At 71.9% G+C, this 23,998-nt stretch carries 22 protein-coding genes and 1 tRNA gene; 10 read left to right on the top strand and 13 right to left on the bottom strand.

The features are described from left to right. Positions 1-22: 22 nt before the first annotated feature. On the top strand, positions 23-1,510 hold the full coding sequence (locus tag ACZ6TV_RS03580) for an SDR family oxidoreductase (RefSeq protein ID WP_465294971.1): 1,488 nt from the start codon (positions 23-25) through the stop codon (positions 1,508-1,510). Here ACZ6TV_RS03580 and ACZ6TV_RS03575 read toward each other — a convergent pair. Genes ACZ6TV_RS03575 through prmC form a run of 3 tightly spaced genes read right to left on the bottom strand, consistent with a single transcriptional unit; the run spans position 1,500 to position 3,549 of the window. Then, positions 1,500-2,069 carry an arsenate reductase/protein-tyrosine-phosphatase family protein gene (locus ACZ6TV_RS03575; protein WP_465294969.1) on the bottom strand — a complete coding sequence of 190 codons (570 nt, stop codon included), beginning with the start codon at positions 2,067-2,069 and terminating at the stop codon, positions 1,500-1,502. The two genes, ACZ6TV_RS03580 and ACZ6TV_RS03575, sit on opposite strands and share 11 nt — an antisense overlap. A 2-nt stretch (positions 2,070-2,071) precedes the next feature. Continuing rightward, complete coding sequence (locus ACZ6TV_RS03570; RefSeq protein WP_465296093.1) at positions 2,072-2,707, bottom strand: L-threonylcarbamoyladenylate synthase; 636 nt, start codon at positions 2,705-2,707, stop codon at positions 2,072-2,074. Further along, the gene (gene prmC / locus ACZ6TV_RS03565) at positions 2,707-3,549 is read right to left on the bottom strand and encodes a peptide chain release factor N(5)-glutamine methyltransferase (protein ID WP_465294967.1); all 843 of its coding nucleotides are present in this window, start codon (positions 3,547-3,549) and stop codon (positions 2,707-2,709) included. The genes ACZ6TV_RS03570 and prmC overlap by 1 nt, the downstream gene beginning before the upstream one ends. 86 nt (positions 3,550-3,635) lie before the next feature. On the opposite strand from prmC, the gene ACZ6TV_RS03560 reads away from it, so the two are divergent. Continuing rightward, positions 3,636-5,174, top strand: a complete 1,539-nt coding sequence (locus ACZ6TV_RS03560; RefSeq protein ID WP_465294965.1) for a GGDEF domain-containing protein — start codon at positions 3,636-3,638, stop codon at positions 5,172-5,174. Between the two features lie 409 nt (positions 5,175-5,583). On the opposite strand, the gene ACZ6TV_RS03555 is transcribed toward ACZ6TV_RS03560, so the two are convergent. The 3 genes from ACZ6TV_RS03555 to rpmE form a co-directional block, all read right to left on the bottom strand. After that, positions 5,584-5,790, bottom strand: a complete 207-nt coding sequence (locus ACZ6TV_RS03555; protein ID WP_465294963.1) for a hypothetical protein — start codon at positions 5,788-5,790, stop codon at positions 5,584-5,586. Between the two features lie 128 nt (positions 5,791-5,918). After that, the gene (gene prfA / locus ACZ6TV_RS03550) at positions 5,919-7,025 is read right to left on the bottom strand and encodes a peptide chain release factor 1 (RefSeq protein ID WP_465294961.1); all 1,107 of its coding nucleotides are present in this window, start codon (positions 7,023-7,025) and stop codon (positions 5,919-5,921) included. Between the two features lie 90 nt (positions 7,026-7,115). Next, a complete protein-coding gene (gene rpmE / locus ACZ6TV_RS03545; protein WP_465296091.1) occupies positions 7,116-7,349 on the bottom strand; it encodes a 50S ribosomal protein L31 in 234 nt (77 codons plus the stop codon). Between the two features lie 196 nt (positions 7,350-7,545). Between rpmE and ACZ6TV_RS03540 the strand changes: the two genes are divergently transcribed. Both ACZ6TV_RS03540 and ACZ6TV_RS03535 read left to right on the top strand, forming a co-directional pair. After that, complete coding sequence (locus ACZ6TV_RS03540) at positions 7,546-8,616, top strand: RNA ligase (RefSeq protein WP_465294959.1); 1,071 nt, start codon at positions 7,546-7,548, stop codon at positions 8,614-8,616. Then, positions 8,616-9,515: a phosphatase domain-containing protein gene (locus tag ACZ6TV_RS03535; RefSeq protein ID WP_465294957.1), complete on the top strand. Its 900-nt coding sequence runs from the start codon at positions 8,616-8,618 to the stop codon at positions 9,513-9,515. Before ACZ6TV_RS03540 ends, ACZ6TV_RS03535 begins: the two co-directional genes overlap by 1 nt. 90 nt (positions 9,516-9,605) lie before the next feature. On the opposite strand, the gene ACZ6TV_RS03530 is transcribed toward ACZ6TV_RS03535, so the two are convergent. From ACZ6TV_RS03530 to thrB, 3 genes are all read right to left on the bottom strand, one after another. Then, the gene (locus ACZ6TV_RS03530; protein ID WP_465294955.1) at positions 9,606-9,797 is read right to left on the bottom strand and encodes a hypervirulence associated TUDOR domain-containing protein; all 192 of its coding nucleotides are present in this window, start codon (positions 9,795-9,797) and stop codon (positions 9,606-9,608) included. A 59-nt stretch (positions 9,798-9,856) separates the two neighbouring features. Continuing rightward, complete coding sequence (rho, locus tag ACZ6TV_RS03525; RefSeq protein WP_465294953.1) at positions 9,857-12,013, bottom strand: transcription termination factor Rho; 2,157 nt, start codon at positions 12,011-12,013, stop codon at positions 9,857-9,859. Between the two features lie 293 nt (positions 12,014-12,306). Beyond that, the gene (gene thrB / locus ACZ6TV_RS03520) at positions 12,307-13,254 is read right to left on the bottom strand and encodes a homoserine kinase (RefSeq protein WP_465296089.1); all 948 of its coding nucleotides are present in this window, start codon (positions 13,252-13,254) and stop codon (positions 12,307-12,309) included. 42 nt (positions 13,255-13,296) lie between these two features. On the opposite strand from thrB, the gene ACZ6TV_RS03515 reads away from it, so the two are divergent. From ACZ6TV_RS03515 to ACZ6TV_RS03505, 3 genes are read left to right on the top strand one after another with little or no spacing between them, the layout of a single operon-like run. Next, complete coding sequence (locus ACZ6TV_RS03515) at positions 13,297-14,496, top strand: MFS transporter (RefSeq protein WP_465294951.1); 1,200 nt, start codon at positions 13,297-13,299, stop codon at positions 14,494-14,496. 27 nt (positions 14,497-14,523) lie between these two features. Further along, positions 14,524-15,375, top strand: a complete 852-nt coding sequence (locus tag ACZ6TV_RS03510; protein WP_465294949.1) for an SPFH domain-containing protein — start codon at positions 14,524-14,526, stop codon at positions 15,373-15,375. 11 nt (positions 15,376-15,386) lie between these two features. Further along, positions 15,387-15,614 (top strand): type II toxin-antitoxin system antitoxin, encoded by a 228-nt coding sequence (locus ACZ6TV_RS03505; RefSeq protein WP_465294947.1) that lies wholly within the window; start codon positions 15,387-15,389, stop codon positions 15,612-15,614. Positions 15,615-15,839: 225 nt separating this feature from the next. On the opposite strand, the gene thrC is transcribed toward ACZ6TV_RS03505, so the two are convergent. Genes thrC through argS form a run of 4 tightly spaced genes read right to left on the bottom strand, consistent with a single transcriptional unit; the run spans position 15,840 to position 21,223 of the window. After that, positions 15,840-16,889 carry a threonine synthase gene (thrC, locus tag ACZ6TV_RS03500; protein WP_465294945.1) on the bottom strand — a complete coding sequence of 350 codons (1,050 nt, stop codon included), beginning with the start codon at positions 16,887-16,889 and terminating at the stop codon, positions 15,840-15,842. Between the two features lie 4 nt (positions 16,890-16,893). Next, a complete protein-coding gene (locus ACZ6TV_RS03495; RefSeq protein ID WP_465296087.1) occupies positions 16,894-18,165 on the bottom strand; it encodes a homoserine dehydrogenase in 1,272 nt (423 codons plus the stop codon). A gap of 8 nt (positions 18,166-18,173) precedes the next feature. Continuing rightward, positions 18,174-19,559: a diaminopimelate decarboxylase gene (gene lysA / locus ACZ6TV_RS03490; protein WP_465294943.1), complete on the bottom strand. Its 1,386-nt coding sequence runs from the start codon at positions 19,557-19,559 to the stop codon at positions 18,174-18,176. A gap of 5 nt (positions 19,560-19,564) precedes the next feature. After that, positions 19,565-21,223, bottom strand: coding sequence for an arginine--tRNA ligase (gene argS / locus ACZ6TV_RS03485; protein WP_465294941.1), 1,659 nt, complete (start codon positions 21,221-21,223; stop codon positions 19,565-19,567). 176 nt (positions 21,224-21,399) lie between these two features. Between argS and ACZ6TV_RS03480 the strand changes: the two genes are divergently transcribed. From ACZ6TV_RS03480 to ACZ6TV_RS03470, 3 genes are all read left to right on the top strand, one after another. Next, on the top strand, positions 21,400-22,335 hold the full coding sequence (locus ACZ6TV_RS03480; protein WP_465294939.1) for a DUF3105 domain-containing protein: 936 nt from the start codon (positions 21,400-21,402) through the stop codon (positions 22,333-22,335). 43 nt (positions 22,336-22,378) lie between these two features. Beyond that, positions 22,379-22,966, top strand: a complete 588-nt coding sequence (locus ACZ6TV_RS03475; protein ID WP_465294937.1) for a DUF305 domain-containing protein — start codon at positions 22,379-22,381, stop codon at positions 22,964-22,966. Between the two features lie 44 nt (positions 22,967-23,010). Next, positions 23,011-23,085 (top strand) — tRNA-Arg (locus ACZ6TV_RS03470). The last annotated feature ends 913 nt before the right edge of the window (positions 23,086-23,998 follow it).

Here is a 23,998-nt window from a genome sequence, read left to right as displayed (position 1 = left end):
GCCGCAGGGTAAGCATGAAGTCATGCGATGTCTCGTGACCGGCGCGACCGGCTACGTCGGCGGCCGGCTGGTCCCCCGCCTGCTCGCCGCGGGGCACGAGGTGCGCTGCCTGACCCGCGACCCGCGGCGGCTGCGGGACGTGCCGTGGGCCGGGCGCGTCGAGGTCGCCACCGGTGACGTCGCGCAGGACAAGGGGCTCGCCGAGGCGATGCGCGACGTCGACGTCGTCTACTACCTGGTCCACGCGCTCGGCCAGGCGGCGTTCGAGGACGTCGACCGGCTCAGCGCGCTCAACCTCGCCGTCGCCGCGCTGGATGCCGGGGTGCGGCGGATCGTGTACCTCGGCGGACCCAGCCCGGACGAGCGCGCCTCCGCGCACCTGCGTTCGCGGGGCGAGGTCGCCGACATCTTCCTGCGTAGCGGCGTGCCGACCGTCGTGCTGCGGGCCGCCGTCATCATCGGGTCGGGCTCCGCGTCGTTCGAGATGCTGCGGTACCTCACGGAACGGCTGCCCGTGATGGTCACCCCGCGCTGGGTGCACAACCGGATCCAGCCGATCGCGATCCGCGACGTCCTGCGCTACCTGGTCGCCGCGGCGACCGTCTTCCCGGTGCCGCTCAACCGGGCGTTCGACATCGGCGGGCCCGACGTGCTCACGTACGGCGACATGATGCGCCGCTACGCGCGGGTCGCCGGTCTCCCGCCGCGCGTGCTGCTGCCGGTGCGGGCGTTGACGCCGTGGCTGTCGTCGCACTGGGTCGGCCTGGTGACACCGGTGCCCAACCGGATCGCCCGGCCGCTCGTCGGCAGCCTCATCCACGAGGCGGTCTGCCACGAGCACGACATCGCCGCCTACGTGCCCGACCCGCACGACGGGCTGGCCGGCTTCGACCTCGCGGTGCGCCTCGCCCTGCGCAAGGTCCGCGACGCCGACGTCGAGACCCGCTGGTCCAACGCGGCGCTGCCCGGCGCGCCCAGCGACCCGCTGCCCTCGGACCCTGCCTGGTCCGGCGGCACGGTGTACCGCGACGACCGCACCCGGCCGGTCGGCGCCGCACCCGAGCGGGTCTGGCGCGTCATCGAGGCGATCGGCGGGCAGCACGGCTGGCACTCCTTCCCGCTCGCCTGGTCGGTCCGCGGCTGGATGGACCGGCTCGTCGGCGGGGTCGGGCTGCGCCGCGGCCGCCGCGACCCGCACCGTCTCTTCGTCGGCGAGGCGCTGGACTTCTGGCGGGTGGAGGAGATCGTGCAGGGCGAGCTGCTGCGGCTGCGCGCCGAGATGAGGATGCCCGGAAGGGCCTGGCTGGAGATGCGGGTCGCGCTCGATCCGCATGGCCGCACGGTGTACGAGCAGCGCGCCGTCTTCCTGCCGCGCGGCCTGGCGGGGCACCTGTACTGGCTGGCCGTGGCGCCCTTCCACGCGGTCGTCTTCGGCGGGATGGCGCGCAACATCGCCCGGTCCGCGGAGAAGGAGCCGGCCGCGCCGCCGATGGCGAAGGTCAGCGGTTGACCAGGGCCTTCGCCAACGGCCCGGTGAGGGCCTGGACCTGATCGGCGACCAGGCCGAAGAAGTCGTCCGGGCGGCCCCACGGGTCGGCGAGGTCGTCCTCGGCGCGCACCTCGTCCCGCGCCTCGTCGACCAGGCCGACGAGGGCCACTCCCCGCTCGTACACGTCGCCGGTGGCCGGCAGCCGCGGGGTCACCGCCGGCAGCAGGCGGGCGAACTGGCCCCACACGAACGTCCGCGGCTCGGCGTCCGGCCGCAGGGACACCACGAAGTCGACCTGTTCGGCGGTCGCCGTCAGCACCAGATCCGAGGCGTCGACGTGCTCGGCCAGCAGCTTGCGGGCGCGGAACCCGGCGGTGTCCCCGCCCCGGGCGAGGACCTGCCGGGCGGCCTGCGGGTCCATCGGCTGCCCCGCGTGCCAGCCGCCGGTGCCCGCGCCGTGGACATAGACCAGGTCCGGGTCGACGCCGAGGGCCGCGAGGTCGGCGACGAGCAGCCGCTCGGCCATCGGCGACCGGCAGATGTTGCCCATGCAGACGCACAGGACGCTGAACGGCGCCACCGTCAGTCCAGGCCGATCAGGCTCGGCACGACCTCACGCAGCTTCTCGACGGGGATCGCGCCGGCCCGCAGCACCCGGTGCTCGCTGTTGGTCACCGAGATGATCGTGCTGGCGACCGGCTCGGGGCACGGGCCGCCCTCCAGGTAGACGCTCACCGCATAACCCAGCTGGTCGCGGGCCTCGGCCGCGGTCTCCGCCGCCGGCTGGCCCAGCTTGTTGGCCGACGACACCGCCATCGGGCCGGTCTCGCGCAGGACCTCGAGCGCGATCGGGTGCAGCGGCATGCGCACCGCGACCGTGCCGTCGCCGCCGCCGAGGTCCCACTGCAGGCTCGGCGCGTGCTCGACCACGATCGTCAGCGCGCCCGGCCAGAACGCGTCGACGAGGTCCCGCGCCGCCTGCGGCAGCCCGAAGACCAGCCCGTCCAGCGTGTGCCGGGACCCGACGAGCACCGGCACCGGGGCGGTGCTGCCCTTGGCGTTGTTGAGCGCGGTGACCGACCAGGTCTTGAAGGCGTCGGCGCCGATGCCGTAGACCGTGTCGGTCGGCAGGACGACGAGGTCGCCCCGGCCCACCGCCTCGATCGCGGCGGCGATCCCGCGCTCGCGCTCGGCGAGCTGGCTGCAGTCGTAGAGCATCACGCGGCTAGTCTGCCACCCGCGTCGCGGTCGGTCCTCCTGGCGGTGACGAATCGCGGGCGCCCGGCCAGATCCCGGTGGTCGGTCACGTCGTCGAAGTGCCCGGTCGCCCGCAGCAGCGCCGGCAGCGACTCGCCGTGGCTGTCGTCGTGCTCGATCCCCAGCCGCCCGCCGGGCCGCAGCAGCCCGGCGGCCCGCGCGACCAGCCCGGGCATGAGCGCGAGGCCGTCCTCACCGGCGAACACGGCGTCGTGCGGATCGTGCACCGCCACCTCGACGTCGACGGGCGCGCCCTCCGGGACGTACGGCGGGTTGCTCACCACCAGGTCGACCGTGCCGTCGAGCTCGCGCAGCGTCGCCGGGTCGGTCACGTCGCCCTCGACCACCCGCACCCCGGGCGCCAGCGCGGCGACGTTGCGCCGCAGCCAGGTCAGGGCCGCCCGGCTCCGCTCCACGCAGTACACCTCGGCGTCCTGCGTCTGGAGGGCGATCGCGATGGCGCCCGATCCGCCGCACAGGTCCACGATCCGGGTGCCCTGCTGCCGCCCCGCCCACTCCACGAGCAGCTCCGTCTCGAAGCGTGGGACGAAGACGCCCGGGCCGACCGCGATCTCGAACCCGTGGAACGGGGCGGTGCCGGTCAGGTGCTGGAGCGGGACGCGCTCGGCCCGCCGCCGGACCAGCTCGCCGATCGCGGCCGCCCGCGCGGCGTCCGGCGGCGGCGCCGTCAGCAGGCGCGACCGGGGGATCCCCAGCACGTGCGCGGCGAGCAGCTCCGCGTCGACCCGCGGCGACGCCACCCCCGCATCACGCAGCACGCCGGTCGCGGATGTGATCACCATGGAAAGCGTGGGCAACAAGGGCCCGGGCGTGTCATCTTCGGTGCTGTGCACCCCATAATCATGGGGCGCGCGAAAGGAGGGGTCCGATGGCGGTGGCAGACCGCACGTCGGAGCTGTCCCGCGCCCGGCGGATGATTTTCGACGACCGCCTCGGCGAGGCGATGACGGTCATCGACCGTGTCCTCGCCGGTGACCAGTCACCCCACGACCGCGTCGAGGCGCTCACCCTGCGGCTCATCGCGCTGATCAACATGGGCCGCGCCGAGGACTACCCGGCCGCCCTCGACACCGGTCTCGCCGCCGCCCGCCAGGTCCAGGACCCCGCGCAGTACGGGGAGCTGCAGGCCCTCGCCGCGATCGTCGCCCTGCGGGCCGGCTCCCTGGACCGCTGCGTCCGCGCGCTCGTGCACGGCTCCCGCGCGCTCGGCGCGGTCGAGCTCTTCGACGAGGCGACCGCCTGGGCCTGGCACAACCTGGCGATGGCGTATTCGTACACCGGCTTCCACGAGCACGCGAACGCGGCGATGGAGAAGGCCCGCGAGGTCGCCGCCGAGGTCGGGGTCGGCACGGCCAACACCGACTTCGCCACCCCGCAGATCCGCCTCCTGCACGCCGTCGAGCTCGACCACCGCGGCGACAGCGAGGGCTGCCAGCGCATCCTCCGCGACGTCGTCATGGACCTCGAACGCAAACACAAGGACAACGACCTCGACCGGCTGCGCCCCATCGCCCGCGGCGCGCTCGGCTACGCGGTCCTGCGCCTGGGCACCCTCGGCATCCAGGGCCTCGTCACCGACGTCGACCCGTGGCCGCTGCTGGAGTCCGCCGGCATGTCCACCCGGGCCCGCGACCTGCGCACCCTCGGCGCCGTGTGCAAGGCCATCGCCGAGCGCCGCCCGATCGAGGCCGTCGCCCGCCTGGAGACCGCCCACGTCAGCGACGACTCCCTGGGCGCCGCCGAGCAGCACCGCCTGCGCGCGCTGGCGCACCTCGGCACCGGCGACTACCGCTCGGCGTACCACGCCGACCGGGCCGCCTTCCACGTCGCCAACATCCAGCCCGACCGTCTGCGCGACCTCTTCGTCGAGGGGGTCGCCGCGCTCCTGGACCACGAGGACCTGGTCCGCCGCGTCGACTTCCACCGCGGCGAGGCGCAGACCGACCCGCTCACCGGGCTGCCCAACCGCCGGTATCTCGAGGAGCACGTCAAGAAGCTCGTCGCCGCCGGCGGCCACGCCGTCCTGGGCGTCTGCGACCTGGACGGCTTCAAGCAGGTCAACACCCGCCACGGCCACCTCTCCGGCGACCTGGTCCTGCAGCGGGTCGCCGGCGTGCTCAACCGCGTCATGCGCAAGGGCGACTTCGTGGCCCGCTACGGCGGCGACGAGTTCGTGGTCGTCCTGCCCACCACGTCGGCGGCCGAGGCCCGCGAGATCCAGCGCCGCATCGTCGCCGCCGTCGCCGCCGAGGACTGGCACGCCCTGGTCCCGGGCACGCCGGTGGGGGTGACGATCGGCTGGGCGGGCCTGTCGGGTGAGGACTTCGAGTCGGTCGCCGAAGCCTTCGAGGCCGCCGACCACGCCATGCTCCGCGCGAAGACCCCCCGCCCCCGCGCCGCTTCCTGATCCCCGACCAGCGGCGAACCCGGCGCTCTTTCCGCGATGCCCGACATTTCGGATTTGCGCGGTCAGGAGGGGGCCCTCGCCGCGGCCATCCCGCGCCTCAACGACGCGCGCCCGCCACCCGGCAACGCCTCGAACCGCTGCCGCACGTGCCCTCGCCCAGCCAAGGCAGCAGGCCAGCGTGATCTCGGCCACGGCGCGGCAGGGAAAGAGCGCGGCAGGGCGGGCGGGGCAGTGCGGGCGGGGCGGGCGGGGCAGGGCGGGGCGGGGCAGAGCGGGCGGGGCGCGGCAGGACGGAGCACAGGGCCACGGCGCGGCGGGCGGCAGGGCCGGGGTGCCGGGCAAAGAGAAAGCCCGCGGGCCGGGTCGGGCGCGCGGGCTGGTGCGGGCGGCGACGAGGCCGCAGCGGGATCTAACGGACGGCGTGGAGGATGCGGGCGTTCTCCTCGCGGATACGGGCACGCTCCTGGTCGGCGCACACCGCGGCCCAGGCGTTGGCCTTCGCGGTGGGGACGCGGTCTGCGCCCAGCATCGACAGTCCGACCTTGTAGATGAGGTCGGCTGCGGTGCCGACCACCACGCGCGGGGCTGCGGACAGGTCGACTGGCGTCGATGGCATGGCGTCCCTCCGGAGGCTCGGGTGGCAGCGGTGATCACGATCGGTAAGGTCGTTCGGGTCGAAACGCTACCTGACCCTAGCGTGCCGCTGCACCGTTTCCGCTGTGTGACGTCCGCGTTAGACCCGCGTCACCCTCTGCTGAGCTGGTCCTCACCCGCGAGGCGGGCCTTGCGGTCGGCGTCGGCGAGGGCGTCCAGGACGCTGTCGAGGTCGCCCGCCATGGCCAGGTCCAGGTTGTACGCCGTGTAACCGATCCGGTGGTCCGAGATGCGGTTCTGCGGGTAGTTGTACGTCCGGATCCGCTCGGAACGGTCGACGGTGCGCACCTGGGAGCGGCGGGCGTCGCCGGCGGCCGCGGCGGCCTGCTCCTCGGCGAGGGCGGCCAGCTTGACCTTGAGCATGCGCATCGCGCGGTCCTTGTTCTGCAGCTGGGAGCGCTCGTTCTGGCAGGACACGACGATGCCCGTCGGCAGGTGGGTGATGCGGACCGCCGAGTCGGTGGTGTTGACGCTCTGGCCGCCCGGGCCGGAGGAGCGGAACACGTCGATGCGCAGGTCACCGGCGTCGACCTCGATCTCACCGGCCTCCTCGATCTCGGGCGTCACGAGGACACCGGCGGCGCTGGTGTGGATGCGGCCCTGGGACTCGGTGGCCGGCACGCGCTGGACGCGGTGGACGCCGCCCTCCCACTTGAGCCGGGACCAGACGCCGTTGCCGGCCTCGGGGATGCCCCGGGTCTTGATCGACACGGCGACGTCCTTGAAGCCGCCGAGGTCGGACTCCTGGGTGTCGAGCACCTCGGTCTGCCAGCCGTGGCGTTCGGCGTACCGCATGTACATCCGCAGCAGGTCGCTGGCGAACAGCGCGGACTCCTCGCCGCCCTCCCCCGCCTTGACCTCAAGGATGACGTCCTTGGCGTCGTTGGGGTCGCGCGGGGCGAGCAGCTCGGCGAGGCGCTCCTCGATGTGCGGGATGCGCGCCTCGAGCTCGTCGGCCTCACCGCCGAACGCCGGGTCCTCCGCGGCCAGCTCGCGGGCGGCCGCGAGGTCCTCGCGGGCGGCCTCGAGCTCGCCGGAGGTCTTCGCGATCGGCGACAGCTCGGCGAAGCGCCGGCCGGTCTTGCGGGCCAGGGCCTGGTCGGCGTGGATGCTCGGGTCGGCGAGCTTCTGCTCGAGCTCCTGATACTCGGCGAGGAGCGCCTGCAGTCGCTGTCCGGAGGAAGTGTCGGTGCTCATGTCGCCCCAAAAGAAGAAGACCGGCCGGAAACGAGGACGGCGCCCGCACCGAACCCTGGACACAGGGCGGTGCGGGCGCCGGACGTGCAGCTACTTGCCGCTCTCGGCCTTCTTCGCGGCGGCCTTCGCGTACTTCTGCTGGAACTTCGCGACCCGGCCGGCCGTGTCGAGCACGCGCTGCTTGCCCGTGTAGAACGGGTGGCAGACGGAGCACGTCTCCACGTGGATCGTGCCGCCCTTGGCGGTGCTACGGGTCGTGAAAGCGTTGCCGCAGGAACAGGTGACCTCGGTGGTCGCATACTGCGGGTGGATGTCCGGCTTCATGGCCGCGGTCCTTTCGTCGGTGGTCGCCGGGTCGCCATATGGCGTGAACCGGAACCTGGTCTGGCCGTCGGTCAAGTCTGCCATGAGCGGGTCACAGCTCCTCAACCGGAGTCTGTAACGCCACCCACCCCGCCCGCATTCCCGCTCCGTTAACCCGTCGCGGCCGTTGGCGGCCCAACCTACGCTGGCCCGTGCTATGGACCTCCACGACGCACTTCACATCGACGCATTGTGCGACCCGGCGCTGCTGGCCGAGATGACCAGCGGCGGCTTCGTGCGCACCCAGCGACACCCCTCGCTGCCCCTGCTGATCCACAACTACACCGAGAAGGCGCAGTACGACAACGTCTGGAACGCGGCGACGCTCGCGTGCCGGGGCCTCGTCGTGCACGCCGGGACAGGCCAGGTCCTCGCGCGGCCGTTCACGAAGTTCTTCAACCACGGCCAGCCGGGCGTGCCGGAGATGGACTTCGACGGGCCGGTCCGCGTCACCGACAAGGCCGACGGTTCGCTCGGCATCATGTACCCGGCCGGGGACGGCTGGGCGTTCGCGACCCGCGGCTCGTTCGACTCGGAGCAGGCACGGCACGCGACGGCGCTGTTCCGCGCGCGGTACGCCGGCAGCTTCACGCCGCCCGCGGGCCGCACGGTGCTGGTGGAGATCATCTACCCGTCGAACCGGATCGTGCTCGACTACGGCGACCTCGACGACCTCGTGCTCCTCGGCGCGGTCGACATCGTCACCGGGCGCAGCCACGGCCCGGACGCGGTGCCGGGGTGGCCGGGCCCGGTCGTGGACACGTTCGCCCACGCGACGCTCGCCGACGCGCTCGCCGCGCCGCCCCGCGACAACCGGGAGGGCCTGGTGGTGCACTTCACCGGCCCCGACACGCGGCTGAAGATCAAGTATGCGGAGTACGTGCGGCTGCACCGGATCGTGACAGGGCTCAACGCCCGGGTCGTGTGGGAGGCGGTCGGCGACGGCACCCTCGACGTGCTGCTGGAGCCGCTGCCGGACGAGTTCCACGCGTGGGCGACGAAGATCGCCGACGGGCTGCGCGAGGAGGCGGCCGCGCTCGCCGCCGACGTCGAGGCCGCGTACGAGGCGACGGTCGCCGGCCTGCCGGAGGGCTGGGGGCGCAAGGAGTTCGCGATCGCGGTGTCGAAGCACCCGGCGCGCAGCTGTCTGTTCCTGCGGCTGGACGACAAGGACTACCGGGGTCTGCTGTGGCAGCGGGTCCGGCCCAAGGTGACGGAGGAGAGCTGATGGCGTCGCTGACGATCACCCGGGGCCTGCCCGCCTCGGGCAAGAGCACCTGGGCGCGGGGCCAGGCGGGCCGGGTCCGCGTGAACCGCGACGACCTGCGCGCCATGATGCACGGCGGGCGGATCGAGGACGACGCGCGGCGCGGCCGGGCCGAGAAGGAGGTCACGCAGGCGCATCACGCGGCGATCGACGCGCTGCTGCTCGGCGGCGCGCACGTCATCTGCGACGACACCAACCTGCGCGGCCGGGTCGTGCGCGAGCTGGCGGAGCTGGCCGCGAAGCACGGCGCGGCGTTCACGGTGCGCGACTTCACCGACGTCCCGGTCGATGAGTGCGTCCGGCGCGACGCGCTGCGCGAGGGGCCGAGCCACGTCGGCGAGGACGTCATCCGCTCGATGCACCAGCGGTACCTGGCGGGCCGTTCGCTGCCGTTGCCGCTGCCCGTGCTCGACACCGCGGGTGTCACGTACGAGCCGCCGCCGGACGCGCCGCGGGTCGTCCTCGTCGACATCGACGGCACGGTCGCGCTGATCCACGACCGCAGCCCGTACGACGTCGGCCGGGTCCGCTTCGACCTGCCCAACGCGCCGGTCATCGCCGCGGTCCGGGCGATGCACGCGGCGGGGCACGAGATCGTGTTCTGCTCCGGCCGTACCGACGACTGCCGCGACGACACGGCGGCCTGGCTGCAGGAGCACGTGGGCGTCCCCTACGCGGGCCTGTTCATGCGGGTCACCGGCGACCAGCGGCGCGACAGCATCGTGAAGCAGGAGATCTTCGACAAGGAGATCCGCAGCCGCTACCACGTGGTGGGCGTCTTCGACGACCGTCAGCAGGTGGTGCGGATGTGGCGGGCCCTGGGCCTGACCGTCTTCCAGGTCGCGGAGGGCAATTTCTAGCTGCCCCACCGCGAGCGGCGGGTCCCGCGCGGGGGGTTCCCACCCCGCGGGCCCCCCATGCGCCGCGAGCGGCGCACACGCGCCCTCGTTCTAGCGCAGCGCTTCCGGCTTGTGCACGGCCTCGCGCCCGGTCTTGTCGCTCTTGACGACGAACTGCGGCTCGTCGCCGGAGGCTGCCACGGTACGGCCGGCCGCCTCGGTCCGACCGGTGATCCTGCGTACGACGGTGCCGTTGACGGTCTTGCCGTGCGAACGCCAGCGGACCTTGTCCCCACGTTTCATACAGCGCTGGATACCCGAAAGCCCCCGCCGGACACGTCCGGCGGGGGCTTTCGCGTCGCTTACTCGCCCGGCGTGGTCTGGGCGATCTGCATGAGGAACTCGACGTTGGTCCGGGTCTTCTTCAGCCGGTCCAGCAGCAGGTTGAGCGCCTCCTGCGAGTCGAGCGCGTGCAGCACCTTGCGCAGCTTGATGACGATCGCGAGCTCGTCGGGCGCCAGCAGGATCTCTTCCTTGCGGGTGCCGGACGGGTCGATGTCGATCGCCGGGAAGATGCGCCGGTCGGCGATCTTCCGGTCGAGCTTGAGCTCGGCGTTGCCGGTGCCCTTGAACTCCTCGAAGATGACCGTGTCACCGGTGGAGCCGGTCTCGACCAGCGCCGTGGCGATGATCGTCAGGGAGCCGCCGTTCTCGATGTTGCGGGCCGCGCCGAGGAACCGCTTCGGCGGGTAGAGCGCCGTCGAGTCGATACCACCGGACAGGATGCGGCCGGACGCCGGCGACGCGTTGTTGTACGCGCGGCCGAGCCGGGTGATCGAGTCGAGCAGCACGACGACGTCGTGGCCCAGCTCGACGAGCCGCTTGGCCCGCTCGATCGACAGCTCGGCGACCGTGGCGTGGTCCGTCGGCGGGCGGTCGAAGGTGGAGGCGATGACCTCACCCTTCACCGACCGCTGCATGTCGGTGACCTCTTCGGGCCGCTCGTCGACCAGGACCACCATCAGGTGGCACTCCGGGTTGTTGCGGGTGATCGCGTTCGCGATCGACTGCAGCACCATCGTCTTGCCGGCCTTCGGCGGCGACACGATGAGCGCCCGCTGACCCTTGCCGATCGGCATGACGAGGTCGATGACGCGGGTGGTGAGGATGTGCGGCTCGGTCTCCAGCCGCAGGCGGTCCTGCGGGTAGAGCGGGGTCAGCTTGTAGAACTCGGGACGGCGCTTGGCCTCCTCCGGGTCCATGCCGTTGACCGTGTCGAGGCGCACGAGCGGGTTGTACTTGTCGCGCCGCTGCTCACCGTCGCGCGGCTGGCGCACGGCACCGGTCACGGCGTCGCCGCGGCGCAGACCGTAGCGCTTGACCTGCGACATCGCGACATACACGTCGTTGGAGCCGGACAGGTAGCCGGTGGTCCGCACGAACGCGTAGTTGTCGAGCACGTCGAGGATGCCGGCCACCGGGACGAGGACGTCGTCGTCGCTGACCTGCGGCTCGTTGCCACCCCGGGCGCCCGCGGCACCAGTCGGCTGCACCTGCTCGCCGTCGCGGTCGCGACCCCGGCGGCGGTCCCGGAAGCGGCTGCGCCGCCCGCGGCGGCCCGTGCCGTCGTCGTCGCCCTCGTCGTCGGCGAAGGTGCCGCGCTGGTTGCGGTCGCCGCCCGCGCGGTCGCCACCGCTGCGGTCGGCGCCGCTGTTGCGGTCGCCGCGCTCGGAGGTCCGCTCGCCGGTGCGCTCGGCCCGGTCGTTGCGGTCCCCACGGTCGGCCCGCTCGGTCCGGTCCCCACGGTCGGCCCGCTCGGTGCGCTCGGCCCGGTCGCCGCGGTCGGTGCGCTCAGCGCGGTCGGTGCGCTCGGCGCGCTCAGCGCGCTCCGGACGCTCGGCCCGCTCCGGACGCTCGGCCCGCTCGGTGGTGCGCTCGGTGGTGCGCTCGGCGCGCTCCGCGGTGGCCCGCTCCGTCCGGGTGCCGCGGGTGCGGGCCGGACGCTCGGTGACCTCGGCTGCCGGCTCGGCGGCCACCGCGGCGGGCGCCTGCTCGGCGGCGGGCGCGGTGGCGGCGGGAGCCTCGGCCGCGGCGGCCGCACGCGGCTCCGGCGGCCCGGCGGCCCGGGTGGCCCGGCGGGGGGCCCGGGTGACGACGGCGGGTGCCTCGGCCGCGCCCTGCGTGGCGGACGGCCAGTCCTGCTCCGACGGCTCGGCGGCGCGCGTCTCGGCGCGGGCGGCGCGCGTGGCGGTGGTCTTGGCGGCGGGAGCGGCTTCGGCGGCCGGGCGGGAGTCGCCGGCCTGACGCTCCTGGATCGCCGTCACCAGCTCGCCCTTGCGCATCCGCGCGGTGCCGGAGATGCCCAACGAGGCGGCCAGGCTCTGCAGCTCAGGCAGCAGCATGCCGGACAGCCCGGTGCCTGAGCGGCGCCGACGCGTCGCCCCGGTCTCGGCGCCGTCGGTGTCGACCGCGGCGCGGTCGCTCGAGACATCCGACGTGACGTCGGTGGTGTCGCTCAATGGATTCCTTCCCTCGTTAGGCCGGGATGCCCGGAGACGAGACACGGTGGCCGGGCGGCCCGGGGGCTCCCGCCTCGCTGCCTTGCAGCGGCGGTGCGGGAGGTGTTGCAGCGCTGTGCGGTGAGCCGGGCGCCACCATCTGCGGCCTGGCCCAGCCGTGCGCGCGCGATCACTGGAGACGCGGGTTGGCGGCCGGGCGTGCGCAAGGGGTGCCACGGAAATCGGAGCACGCCGCCCCGCATGAGATCGCCGCACGGAGCGGCTGCTGTAGGACTAGAGAGTAATCAACTCGCCTAGCCAGCGGCAACAGGGTCCCGATCGGCGTGTTCAAGCGTACCCCACACCAGGTCAACCCCGACGAGCGCACCCACCAGATCGACATCGAGGGGCAGTACCCGCCAGCCGGGCAGCGGTGACGGCGCCCAGCCGCCCGTGGTCAGCGCCAGGACGCTCGGTCCCGCGCCGGAGACGACGGCGGCGACACCCTCGCTGCGCAGTGCCGCCACGAGGTCCGCGCTGCCGGGCATGGACGCCGCCCGATATCCCTGGTGCAGCCGGTCCTCGGTGGCCGCGAACAGGTGCGACGGATCGACGGTGATCGCATGGACGAGCAGCGCGGCGCGGCCCGCGTTGAGGGCGGCGTCGGCGTGCGGCACGGTCGCCGGGAGGGCGGCCCGGGCCTCGTGGGTCAGTCCGCGCTCCTCCGGCACGAAGACGAAGGGGCGGACCGCCGCGGCGGGCTCCAGCCGTACCGCGGCGGCACCGGCGTCCTCGGTCCACGCGATCGTCATCCCGCCCAGCAGGCACGGCGCCACGTTGTCCGGGTGCCCTTCGAGCTCGGCGGCGAGGCGCAGCAGCCCGCCCTCGTCGAGCCGGTCCGCGCCGTCGCTGACGAGCGCCCTGGCCAGGGTCACCCCGGCCACGATCGCCGCCGACGACGAGCCCATGCCGCGCGCCTGCGGGATGCGGTTGCGGCAGCGCAGGGCGAGCCCGGCGGGCCGCTCCCCCAGCTCGTCGAACACGCGCCGCATGGCCCGCACGACCAGGTGCGTCTCGTCGCCCGGCAGGTCGCCGGCGCCCTCGCCGATCACCTCGACGGTCACCCCGCCGCCGGTCACCCGCGCCTCGACCTCGTCGTACAGCGACAGCGCCAGCCCGAGCGCGTCGAAGCCTGGTCCGAGGTTCGCGCTGGTCGCGGGGACGCGGACGGTGACGGGAGTGGGCAGCAGGGCCATGCGGATAATGAGATCACGGCTTGCGGGACTCGCCCTAAGGTGGGCCGGGTGCCTCCCACATTGTCGATCCTGGTCCGCAACCGCGACTTCCGCCGGCTGTTCTCCGCGGACCTGATCGGGCTCGGCGCCGACTGGTTCGTGCAGATCCCGCTGCTCACCCTGTTGCTGCAGCTGACCGGGTCCGGGCTGTGGGGCGCGCTGATCCTCGCCGCGGACGTCGGCGTGATCGCGCTGCTGCAGCCGTACGCCGGGGTGATCGCCGACCGGCTCGACCGGCGCAGGATCCTCGTCGCCGCCGAGGTGGCCATGGCCGTCGCCACGCTCGCGCTGCTGCTGGTCCGCACGGCGCAGACGGCCTGGCTGGCGGTCGCCGCCATCGCGGTCATCGCGGTGGCGAAGGCCTTCTTCGTGCCGGCCGCGGCGGCGGCGCTGCCCAACGTGGTCGACGCCGAGGACCTGCCCGCGGCGAACGCCCTGTCCGGGTCGGCGTGGGGCACGATGCTCGTCGTCGGGGCGTCCCTGGGCGGTATCGCGTCGGCGCTGGTCGGCGCGTACTGGTGCTTCGCCGTGTCCAGCGCGCTGTGCCTGCTCGCCGCGTTCCAGGTCGCGCGGGTACGCCGCCCGTTGCAGGTCCAGCTGGCGGCGCAGCGGCCGGAGATCGGCGAGGCGGTGCGGTACATCCGCGGCCACCCGAGGGTCGCCTCGCTGGTCACGGTCAAGGCCGCCGTCGGCCTCGGCAACGGCGTCCTGACCACCTTCCCGCTGCTCGCCGCCGCCTACGGGGTCGGCCCGCTGGGCGTGGGGCTGCTGTTCGCGGCCCGGGGGCTCGGCGCGCTGATCGGCCCGTTCGTGCTGCGGCGGGTGCTGTCCCACCGGTCGTGGCTGCTGCCCGGGCTCGCCGTGTCGATGTCGGTGTACGGGCTGACCTACCTGGCCGCGAGCGCGTCCCCATGGTTTCCGCTGGTCCTGGCCTGCGTCACGCTCGCGCACCTGGCCGCCGGCGGCAACTGGATGATGTCCAACTACGCGCTGCAGGCCGAGGTGCCGGACGCGTTGCGCGGCCGGGTCTTCGCCACCGACGTGATGCTCGCGCTGCTGTCGGTCGCGGTGTCGCAGCTGATCGTCGGCGCGTTCGTGGACCGCGTCGACCCGCGGGTCCTGGTGGCGGTCTGCGGCGCTGTGACGCTCGTCTACGCGGCCGGCTGGGCGGCGGTCACCAGAAGGCAGCATCGTGCGGTATCGTTGTGATATCACTTCGATAGCTAGGGGATCGTTATGGAGAGACGAGCGTTCCGCGCACCTGGGTTCCTGATCCTGCTCGCCCTGCTCGTGCTGATCGGCGGCGTGGCAGCGCTCGTCGCCGACCGGCCCGAGGACACCGCCGGCGCGCTCGTCGCCGTCACGGTCACCTTCGCCGTGCTGCTCATGACGGGCTTCACCGTGGTCAACCCCAACGAGTCGCGCGTCGTGCAGTTCTTCGGCCGGTATGTCGGCACGATCCAGACCGCCGGCTTCCACTGGACGGTCCCGTTCAGCTCGAAGCGCCGCGTGTCGCTGCGGGTGCGCAACTTCGAGACGGCCCGGCTGAAGGTCTCCGACGCCGACGGCAACCCCGTGGAGATCGCGGCGGTCGTCGTCTGGCGCGTGGTCGACACGTTCAAGGCGTCGTTCGGCGTCGACGACCACATCTCGTACGTCGCGGTCCAGGCCGAGGCCGCCGTCCGGCACCTGGCGACCAGCTACCCCTACGAGACCCACGACGACGGCCGCACCAGCCTCCGCGAGGGCACCGCCGTCAGCGAGGAGCTCACCGTCGAGCTGAGCGAGCGCGCCGCCCTCGCCGGCGTCGAGGTGCTCGAGTCGCGCATCACCCACCTCGCCTACGCGCCGGAGATCGCCCAGGCCATGCTCGCCCGCCAGCAGGCCAGCGCCATCGTCGGCGCCCGCTTCAAAATCGTCGAGGGCGCGGTCGGCATGGTGCAGAGCGCCCTGGACCGGCTGCGGGAGCTGGAGGTCGTCGAGCTGGACGAGGAGCGCAAGGCGCAGATGGTCGCCAACCTGCTCGTCGTGCTCTGCGGCGACCGCAACGTCCAGCCGGTCGTCAACACCGGCTCGCTCTACAGCTGAGGTCGCCGCTCGTGGCCGAACGCAAGAAGCTGCTCCTGCGCCTCGACCCGCAGGTCTACGACGCCGTGGCCCGCTGGGCGTCGGACGATCTGCGCAGCGTCAACGCGCAGATCGAGTTCGCCCTGCGCCTGGCCCTGCGCCAGGCCGGCCGCACCCCCCGCCCCTCCCCCGAGCCCGAGTCCGAGTCCGAGTCCGAGTCCGACGACGCCGTTTCTCATGATCCGGAAGAGTTCGGGTAGCCAGGGGTGCCCGTGATCCGGAAGAGATTTTGTCGCCAGGGCGACCATAAGTCTTCCGGATCATGGGGTGTGGGTGTTCACGGCCGGGACGGCCGTGGCTGGGGAAGTGGACGCGGACGGAGAGGGCCAGGGCCCGGCGTGAGCTGGGCCCCGGCCCGGAGACCGCGGGAGCGACGGTCCGCACCACCGCGGACCTTGGCCATGAAGTTTGGCCATTGGAAAAGATCAGGCGAGGTCGAGGGCCTTCGCGGCGGCGAGGGCGTCGGCGGGGATCGTCGTGGGGGCCGGGGCGGTCGAGATGGCCCACTCGGGGTCCTTCAGGCCGTGGCCGGTGACGGTGCAGACGATCGTCTGGCCCTGCTCGATCAGGCCCTGGGCGCTGGCCTGCAGCAGGCCGGCGACGGAGGCGGCGCTGCCGAGCTCGACGAAGACGCCGACCGAGCGGGCGAGCAGGCGGTAGGCCTGCAGGATGTCGCGGTCGGTGACGGCCTGGATGACGCCGCCGGACTCGTCGCGGGCGTCGGTGGCCTTCGTCCAGGAGGCGGGGTTGCCGATGCGGATCGCGGTGGCGATCGTCGAGGGCTCGCGGACGACGGCGCCGTTGACGATCGGGGCGGCGCCCGAGGCCTGGAAGCCGAACATGCGCGGGCGGCGGCTGGCGTTGCCCGCCGCGTGGTCCTCCTGGTAGCCCATCCAGTAGGCGCTGATGTTGCCGGCGTTGCCGACGGGCAGGCAGTGGATGTGCGGGGCGTCGCCGAGGCCGGCGACGATCTCGAACGCCGCGGTCTTCTGGCCCTGGAGGCGGTCGGGGTTGACCGAGTTGACCAGGGAGACCGGGAAGTCGAGGGAGAGCTTCGAGGCGAGCGCCAGGCAGTCGTCGAAGTTGCCGGAGACCTGCAGGAGGCGGGCGCCGTGCACGAGGGCCTGGGCGAGCTTGCCGAGGGCGATCTTGCCGGTGGGGACGAGGACGGCGCAGGTGATGCCGGCGCGGGCGGCGTACGCGGCCGCGGACGCCGACGTGTTGCCGGTGGAGGCGCAGATGATCGCCTTCGCACCTTCCTCGACGGCCTTGGAGACCGCCACCGTCATGCCGCGGTCCTTGAAGGAGCCGGTCGGGTTGGCGCCCTCGACCTTGAGGTACACGTCGCAGCCGGTCCGCGACGACAGCTCCGGCGCGGGCAGCAGGGGCGTGTTGCCCTCGTGCAGCGTCACCACCGGGGTCTGCGGTCCGACCGGTAACCGGTCACGGAACTCTTCGATCAATCCACGCCACATGGCGCTACTCCCCTTCGACACGCAGGACGCTCGCCACGGCGCGAACGATGTCCAGGGCCCGCAGCTCGGCGACGGTGGCCGCGAGGGCGCGGTCCGCGGCGGCGTGCGTGACGATGACCAGCACGGCCTGGTTGCCGCGACCCGACTGGTTGACGGTCGCGATGCTGACCCCGTGCTTGGCGAAGACGCCCGCGACGGCGGCGAGAACGCCTGCCTTGTCCGCGACGTCCAGCGAGATGTGATACCTGGTGAGCGCGTCGCCGATCGGCCGGATCGGCAGGTCGGCATACGCGCTTTCCGAGGCGGCGTGGGTACCGGCGAGCCGGTTGCGCGACACGGCCACGAGGTCGCCGAGCACGGCGCTCGCGGTCGGTGCGCCACCCGCGCCACGGCCGTAGAACATGAGCTGCCCGGCGGCCTCGGCCTCGACGAACACGGCGTTGAAGGCGTCGCCGACCCCGGCCAGGGGATGGGTCCTCGGGATCATCGCCGGGTGCACCCGCACGGACACCGCGTCGTCCAGCTTCGTGGCGATGCACAGCAGCTTGATCGTGCAGCCCATGGCCTTCGCGCTGGCCATGTCGGCGGCGGTGACCTCGGTGATGCCCTCACGGTGCACGTCGGCGGCGGTGACCCGGGTGTGGAACGCCATCGACGCGAGGATCGCGGCCTTGGCGGCGGCGTCGAAGCCCTCGACGTCGGCGGTCGGGTCGGCCTCGGCGTAGCCGAGCGCGGTGGCCTCTTCGAGTGCCTCGGCGAAGCCGGCGCCGGTGCTGTCCATCGAGGACAGGATGAAGTTGGTGGTGCCGTTGACGATGCCGGTGACCCGGGTGATGCGGTCGCCGTGCAGCGAGTCGCGCAGCGGGCGCAGCAGCGGGATCGCGCCGGCGACGGACGCCTCGTAGTACAGGTCGGCGCCGGCCTCGGCGGCGGCCCGGTGCAGGGTCGCGCCGTCCTCGCCGAGCAGCGCCTTGTTGGCCGTCACCACGCTCTTGCCGGCGTGCAGCGCCTCGAGCAGCCAGGTGCGGGCCGGCTCGATGCCGCCGACGACCTCCACGACCACGTCGACGTCGTCGCGCTTCACCAGGCCGAGCGCGTCGGTGGTGAACAGCGACGGGTCGATCGGCAGGTCACGGACGCGACCGGCGCGGCGCACGGCGATCCCGACGAGCTCCAGCGGCGCGCCGATCCGGGCCGTCAGGTCCCGCTCGTGCTCGTGGAGGAGTCTGACCACCTCCGCGCCGACGGTCCCGCAGCCCAGCAGCGCCACCTTCACACTCATGGTCACCCCACGTCCAAGTTGAGCAGGTCGTCCTCGGTCTCCCGGCGGACGATGACCCGCGATGCCCCGTCAACCACCGCCACGACCGGCGGACGGGGGACGTGGTTGTAGTTGCTCGCCATGCTGCGGCAGTAGGCCCCTGTGCCCGGCACCGCAAGAAGATCTCCGGCCTGAACGTCTGCCGGCAGGAACTCATCCTTCACGATGATGTCCCCGGCCTCGCAATGTTTTCCCACCACGCGGGCGAGAATCGGTGGTTCGGCGGACGCCCGGCCGGCGACGGTCGCGGAGTAGGCGGCGTCGTAGAGCGCGGTGCGGATGTTGTCGCTCATGCCGCCGTCGACGCTGACGTACGTGCGGATCCCGTCGACGTCCTTGACGGTGCCGACCTCGTAGAGGGTGAACATCGCCGGCCCGACGATCGCCCGGCCCGGCTCGATCGACAGGTGCGGCACGCTGAGCTGCAACGCCGCGCACTCCTGCTTGACGATGCGCATCAGGTTGGTGGCCAGGTCGCCGGGCTCGGCCGGGGTGTCCTGGGTGGTGTACGCGATGCCGAAGCCGCCGCCGAGGTCCAGCTCGGGCAGCTCGACGCCGTGCTTCTCGTTGATCTGCGCCTGCAGCTGCAGCAGCCGCCGGGCGGAGACCTCGAACCCGGACGTGTCGAAGATCTGCGAGCCGATGTGCGAGTGCAGGCCGCGCAGCTCCAGGACGCCCGCTTCGAGGATCTTGTCGACGGCGGTCGCGGCGGCGCCGCCGGACAGCGAGAACCCGAACTTCTGGTCCTCGTGCGCCGTGGCGATGTATTCGTGGGTGTGCGCCTCGACGCCGACGGTGACCCGGACCATGACCTTCGGCCTGGTGCCGGTCTCCTTCGCGATGGCGCTCAGGCGGTCGATCTCGTCGAACGAGTCGACGATGATCCTGCCGACGCCCGCCTCGACGGCCCTGGTGAGCTCGGCGACGGACTTGTTGTTGCCGTGCAGGCCGATGCGCTCGGGGGGCATGCCGCCCCGGAGCGCGATCGCCAGCTCGCCGCCGGTGCAGACGTCGAGGGAGAGGCCTTCCTCGACGAGGATCCTCACGACGGCGGTGGCGAGGAAGGCCTTGCCGGCGTAGAAGACCTCGGCGCCGCCGAAGGCCTCTTTGAAGCCTCTGCACCGCGCTCTGAAGTCCGCTTCGTCGAGGACGTAGGCGGGGGTGCCGTGCTGTTCGGCGATGTTCCGGACATTCACCCCGCCGACGGTGATTTCGCCCTGCGTGTTCCTTTGGACCGTTTTGGACCACAGCTGCGGGACGAGGGCGTTGACGTCGTCGGGGGTCCGCAGCCAGGACGGGCCGCTGGTGCCGAGATCGCCGTGCAGGGCGCCGGCCTCATGTGCGCGCATGTCGTTTACATCCGTTCCGGTGCTGAGACGCCGAGCAGGTCGAGCCCGTTGACGATGACCTGACGCGTCGCGTCGTTGAGCCACAGCCGCGCCCGGTTGGTCTCCGTGATCGGCTCGTCGCCCTGCGGCAGCACCCGGCAGTTGTCGTAGAAGCGGTGGTAGGCGCCCGCGAGCTCCTCCAGATAGCGTGCCACGCGGTGCGGCTCCCGCAGCTCGGCCGCGGTCGCGACCACGGCCGGGAAGTCGCCCAGCGCCTTGAGCAGGTCGAGCTCCTTCTCGTGCGAGAGCAGGCCCGGCTCGTACGTGCCGGTGCGGTGCAGCCCGAGCTCGGCCGCGTTGCGGGCGACGGAGGCGGTGCGGGCGCCGACGTACTGCACGTAGAAGACCGGGTTGTCGTTCTTCTGCCGCGTGATCACCTCGATGTCGAGGGTCAGCGGCGAGTCGGTGGAGGAGCGCGCGAGGGAATACCGCGCGGCGTCCACCCCGACGACGTCGATCAGCTCGTCGAGCGTGATCAGCGTGCCCGCGCGCTTGCTCAGCCGCACGGGCTCGCCGCCGCGCAGGAGACTGACCAGCTGGCCGATCAGCACCTCGATGTTCTTCTCGGGGTCGTCGCCGGCACAGGCCGCGATCGCCTTCAGCCGGCCGATGTACCCGTGGTGGTCGGCGCCGAGCATGTAGATGCAGCGGTCGAAGCCGCGCTCGCGCTTGTTGATGTAATACGCGGCGTCGGCGGCGAAGTAGGTCTTCTCGCCGTTGGAGCGGATAAGCACCCGGTCCTTGTCGTCGCCGAAGTCCGTCGTGCGCAGCCAGATCGCGCCGTCGGCCTCGAAGATGTGGCCCTGCTTGCGCAGCTCGTCGAGGGCGTGCTCGACCGCACCGCCGTCGTGCAGGGTCTTCTCGGAGAACCAGACGTCGAAGTGGACGCCGAAGCGCTCGAGACTGTCCTGCATCTCCCGCAGCATCGCCCGGTAACCCTCGCGCTCGAACTCTGCGCGCTGCTCGTCGTCCGTTTTGCTGGTGATGTCGGGATTCTCGCTGACGATCTTGCGCGCGATATCCTGAATGTACTCGCCTGGGTAGCCGTCCGGCGGCGTCGGCCGGTTGTTGGCCGCGGCCTGCACCGACTCGCCGAACCTGGCCATCTGGACGCCCGCGTCGTTGATGTAGTGCTCGCGGGTCACGTCCGCGCCGGCCGCCGACAGGATCCGGCCCAGGGCGTCGCCCACCGCGGCCCACCGGGTGTGGCCCAGGTGGATGGGTCCCGTCGGGTTCGCCGAGACGAACTCGAGGTTGACCTTCTCCTTCGCGAGGCTCTCGCCGCGCCCGTAGGACCGGCCCGCCTCCACGACGATCCGCGCCAGTCCCCCGGCCGCCGCCGCCGACAACCTGATATTGAGGAAGCCTGGTCCGGCGATCTCCACCGCATCGATCCCGGGAGTTTCCTGCAAGTTTTTCGCGACCGCCGCGGCCAGATCGCGCGGGCTCAGTCCGACCTTCTTGCCCAACTGCAGGGCGATATTCGACGCATAGTCACCATGCTCCGGGTTTCGCGGTCGCTCCACGCTGGTCGTCGCAGGAAGAACGGACGCGTCAAGGTCACGCTCGGTAAGCGCCGCCCGAGCGGCTTCGAGGACTGCTACGGCGAGTTCAGCGGGAGTCACCGACAAATGCTATCGGGGGTAGACTCCGGTACTTGGCGGAGGCCCGTTCTGCTGGTCACAATGCGGGACGGCCGCTCCGGCGGTTTTAGCGCCACCGCGTCCCGCCCGACCCCCCGACCGTTGACCAGACGAGGCCCGATGAGCGAGCACCACGCTGAGCGTTGCGAGGCGACGACATGAGCATGAGCACCCAGCACGGCGGCGGCAACCGCAAGCCGTCGACCAAGCCCGTTGCCGGCGCCAAGCCGAAGCAGGGCGGCGACGAGGAAGCCGATCTCGAGGAGGCCTCGTCCGTCTCGCTCGACAAGGAGTCCGACTCGGAGCCGGCTTCGACCTCGGCGTCTGGAAAGCAGAAGGCCAGCCCCCGCAAGTCCGCGCCGGCGCGGAAGACCGCACCGGCCGGCAAGCGCCCCGCCGGTCGCCCGGCCGCCCGCAAGGTCGCCCCGGTCAAGGTGAAGCAGGGCGCCGCGTGGGGCCCGATCATCCTGTTCTCCGTGGTCGGCCTGCTGGCCCTCGGCATCGTGGGCTTCGCCGTCTACCAGGTCAACGAGAACGGTCTCACCGTCCGCGAGCGCGCCGACCGGATCGACGGCATCAAGGACTACTTCAAGATCAACGAGGCGTACACCGAAGAGCGCAGCCACGTGTGGGGCCCGCAGAAGTACGACCTGAGCATCGCCAACCCGCCGGTCGCGGGTAACCACAACCAGAACTGGCAGCGCTGCCTCGGCGACGTCTACACCGCCCCGATCGCCACCGAGCACGCCCTGCACGCCTTGGAGCACGGCTCGGTCTGGATCACCTACCAGCCCAACCTGCCGGCCGACCAGGTCGAAGCCCTCGCCGCCAAGGTCCGGGGCAAGGACTACATGATGATGAGCCCCTACGAGGGCCAGGCCAAGCCGATCTCCTTGCAGGCGTGGGGCTTCCAGCTCCAGGTCGACAAGGCCAGCGACGCCCGCATCGACGAGTTCATCAAGGCCCTCCGGCAGAACGCCAGCCTCGAGCCCGGCACCCCCTGCTCCCAGGGCGACATCATCACCGAGACCGGCACCGTCCCGCGCGACCTTGGCAAGGACGGCACGGGCACCGGCATGAACCAGGGCGGCTGACCTGTTCGCACAACTCTCGGCCCGAGCACGCCTGACCCTGGGCGTGCTCGGCGCCGTCCTGATCCTCGCCGTGGGCGTCTCCGCCGGGTATCTCATCCCGACGCTGCGCGCCCCCGGCGAGGACTCCGTGGACGCCGGCTTCGCCCGCGACATGAGCGTCCACCATACCCAGGCGGTCGAGATGGCCATGTTCGCCTACCGCCTCGGCTCCACCGACGACATCCGCACCCTGGGCTATGACATGGCGCTGAGCCAGCAGTGGCAGATCGGCCAGATGCAGACCTGGCTGACCCACTGGCACCTGTCCCCCAACACGGACAACACCCCCATGGCCTGGATGCCCGACGGCAAGAACGCCCTTCAGCCGGACGGCCGCATGCCCGGCATGGCGTCCCAGGACGAGCTGAAGAAGCTCAAGTCCTCCACCGGCAAGGACTTCGACACCATGTGGTGCCAGCTCATGCTCCGCCACCACCTGGGCGGCATCCACATGTCCGAAACCGCCGCCGCCAAGGCCTCCACCGCCGAGGTCCGCGACGCCGCGGAGAAGATCCGGGTGTCACAGCAGTACGACATCACGGCGCTGACAGAGAAGCTCCAGGACCTGGGAGCACAACCCCTCCCCTCCTGACTCAGCCGCCACACGATGTCTGTTATCCTTTGCGAGGCCGTAAGGCCCCCGTAGCTCAGGGGATAGAGCACCGCCCTCCGGAGGCGGGGGCGCAGGTTCGAATCCTGCCGGGGGCACCAAAAAGAACTGCGCCATCCCACGGGGGCCGTTGATCCTCGAAGCGGACTACCCGTTGCCGCCGCTTCGGCAGTCCTGACCAGGGTCGCTCGTTCTGCTCGGTTCGGGTTGTCTGGGCCCTGCTGGACCACCCGAGCTGGACCTCATACCTGTCCAGCCGCTCGCGCCGCTCATCAGGTTTGTCCGCTTTAGGTACATATCAGGTCGAATCAGTCAGGCCGCCCAGCTACTTTGGTTGCATGCCTCGGTCCCTACGGCGGCTTGCTGAGCCACACTGCTTGTGGGCGACACCTGCGCGCTCATGAACGACGTCGTTCAAGGCACGCGGAGTGGCCAACTGACCAGCCTGATTGTCGCGTCGACGGCGACATCTATCGCCTGTTCATCTCCAGCCATGTGCTCATCGAAGTCGAACGCAATCTACCCGGCACGCTGCGGGTAAAGGGGTGGACGTGGCCGGGGCCGTACGTCGGTGGCGGCAGTATTACTTGCCGTACGCCTGGGTTGTGGACGTCCCTGCCGACTGAGGCGCTAGTCACTCGCAGGTCGCTGAGGTCGATCAGCGCCATTCGACTGATGCGCCAACGGCGCGGCTGGCCGCTGCCTTGGCCCAACGCCGCGTTCTGACCGAGGATGACGATCTGACTGACTACGGATTTGGCTCCCGCAACTGGCTACCGCTTGTTCACGCTGGGGCAAACCTCGTCGAGTTCGAGATGGCCGTGTCCGGCGTTGGTCCGCCGATCGCCCTAGGTGACTGGTGTTAAACGATGGTCTGGCCCGGAGGGCCAGACCATCGTTTTATGTCTATTTCAGGTAGTATGCGTGGGTGGCGTTGGGTAGGGCTTCGCAGCAGTTGGACCTTCTCGATCCGGTCGCCCGGTTCTGCGAGGAGACCCTTGCCGGCAATTCGAT

It is taken from the genome of Dactylosporangium sp. NPDC051087, assembly GCF_055586325.1.
This window is presented reverse-complemented; position numbering and strand designations above follow the sequence as displayed.

Bases quoted from the DNA above. Each gene is read 5' to 3' on its own strand.
- ACZ6TV_RS03580 (WP_465294971.1), top strand. From the start codon at position 23: ATGCGATGTCTCGTGACCGGCGCGACCGGCTACGTCGGCGGCCGGCTG.
- ACZ6TV_RS03570 (WP_465296093.1), bottom strand. From the start codon at position 2,707: ATGCTCTACGACTGCAGCCAGCTCGCCGAGCGCGAGCGCGGGATCGCC.
- prmC (WP_465294967.1), bottom strand. From the start codon at position 3,549: ATGGTGATCACATCCGCGACCGGCGTGCTGCGTGATGCGGGGGTGGCG.
- ACZ6TV_RS03560 (WP_465294965.1), top strand. From the start codon at position 3,636: ATGGCGGTGGCAGACCGCACGTCGGAGCTGTCCCGCGCCCGGCGGATG.
- ACZ6TV_RS03555 (WP_465294963.1), bottom strand. From the start codon at position 5,790: ATGCCATCGACGCCAGTCGACCTGTCCGCAGCCCCGCGCGTGGTGGTC.
- prfA (WP_465294961.1), bottom strand. From the start codon at position 7,025: ATGAGCACCGACACTTCCTCCGGACAGCGACTGCAGGCGCTCCTCGCC.
- rpmE (WP_465296091.1), bottom strand. From the start codon at position 7,349: ATGAAGCCGGACATCCACCCGCAGTATGCGACCACCGAGGTCACCTGT.
- ACZ6TV_RS03540 (WP_465294959.1), top strand. From the start codon at position 7,546: ATGGACCTCCACGACGCACTTCACATCGACGCATTGTGCGACCCGGCG.
- ACZ6TV_RS03535 (WP_465294957.1), top strand. From the start codon at position 8,616: ATGGCGTCGCTGACGATCACCCGGGGCCTGCCCGCCTCGGGCAAGAGC.
- ACZ6TV_RS03530 (WP_465294955.1), bottom strand. From the start codon at position 9,797: ATGAAACGTGGGGACAAGGTCCGCTGGCGTTCGCACGGCAAGACCGTC.
- ACZ6TV_RS03510 (WP_465294949.1), top strand. From the start codon at position 14,524: ATGGAGAGACGAGCGTTCCGCGCACCTGGGTTCCTGATCCTGCTCGCC.
- thrC (WP_465294945.1), bottom strand. From the start codon at position 16,889: ATGTGGCGTGGATTGATCGAAGAGTTCCGTGACCGGTTACCGGTCGGA.
- lysA (WP_465294943.1), bottom strand. From the start codon at position 19,559: ATGCGCGCACATGAGGCCGGCGCCCTGCACGGCGATCTCGGCACCAGC.
- ACZ6TV_RS03480 (WP_465294939.1), top strand. From the start codon at position 21,400: ATGAGCATGAGCACCCAGCACGGCGGCGGCAACCGCAAGCCGTCGACC.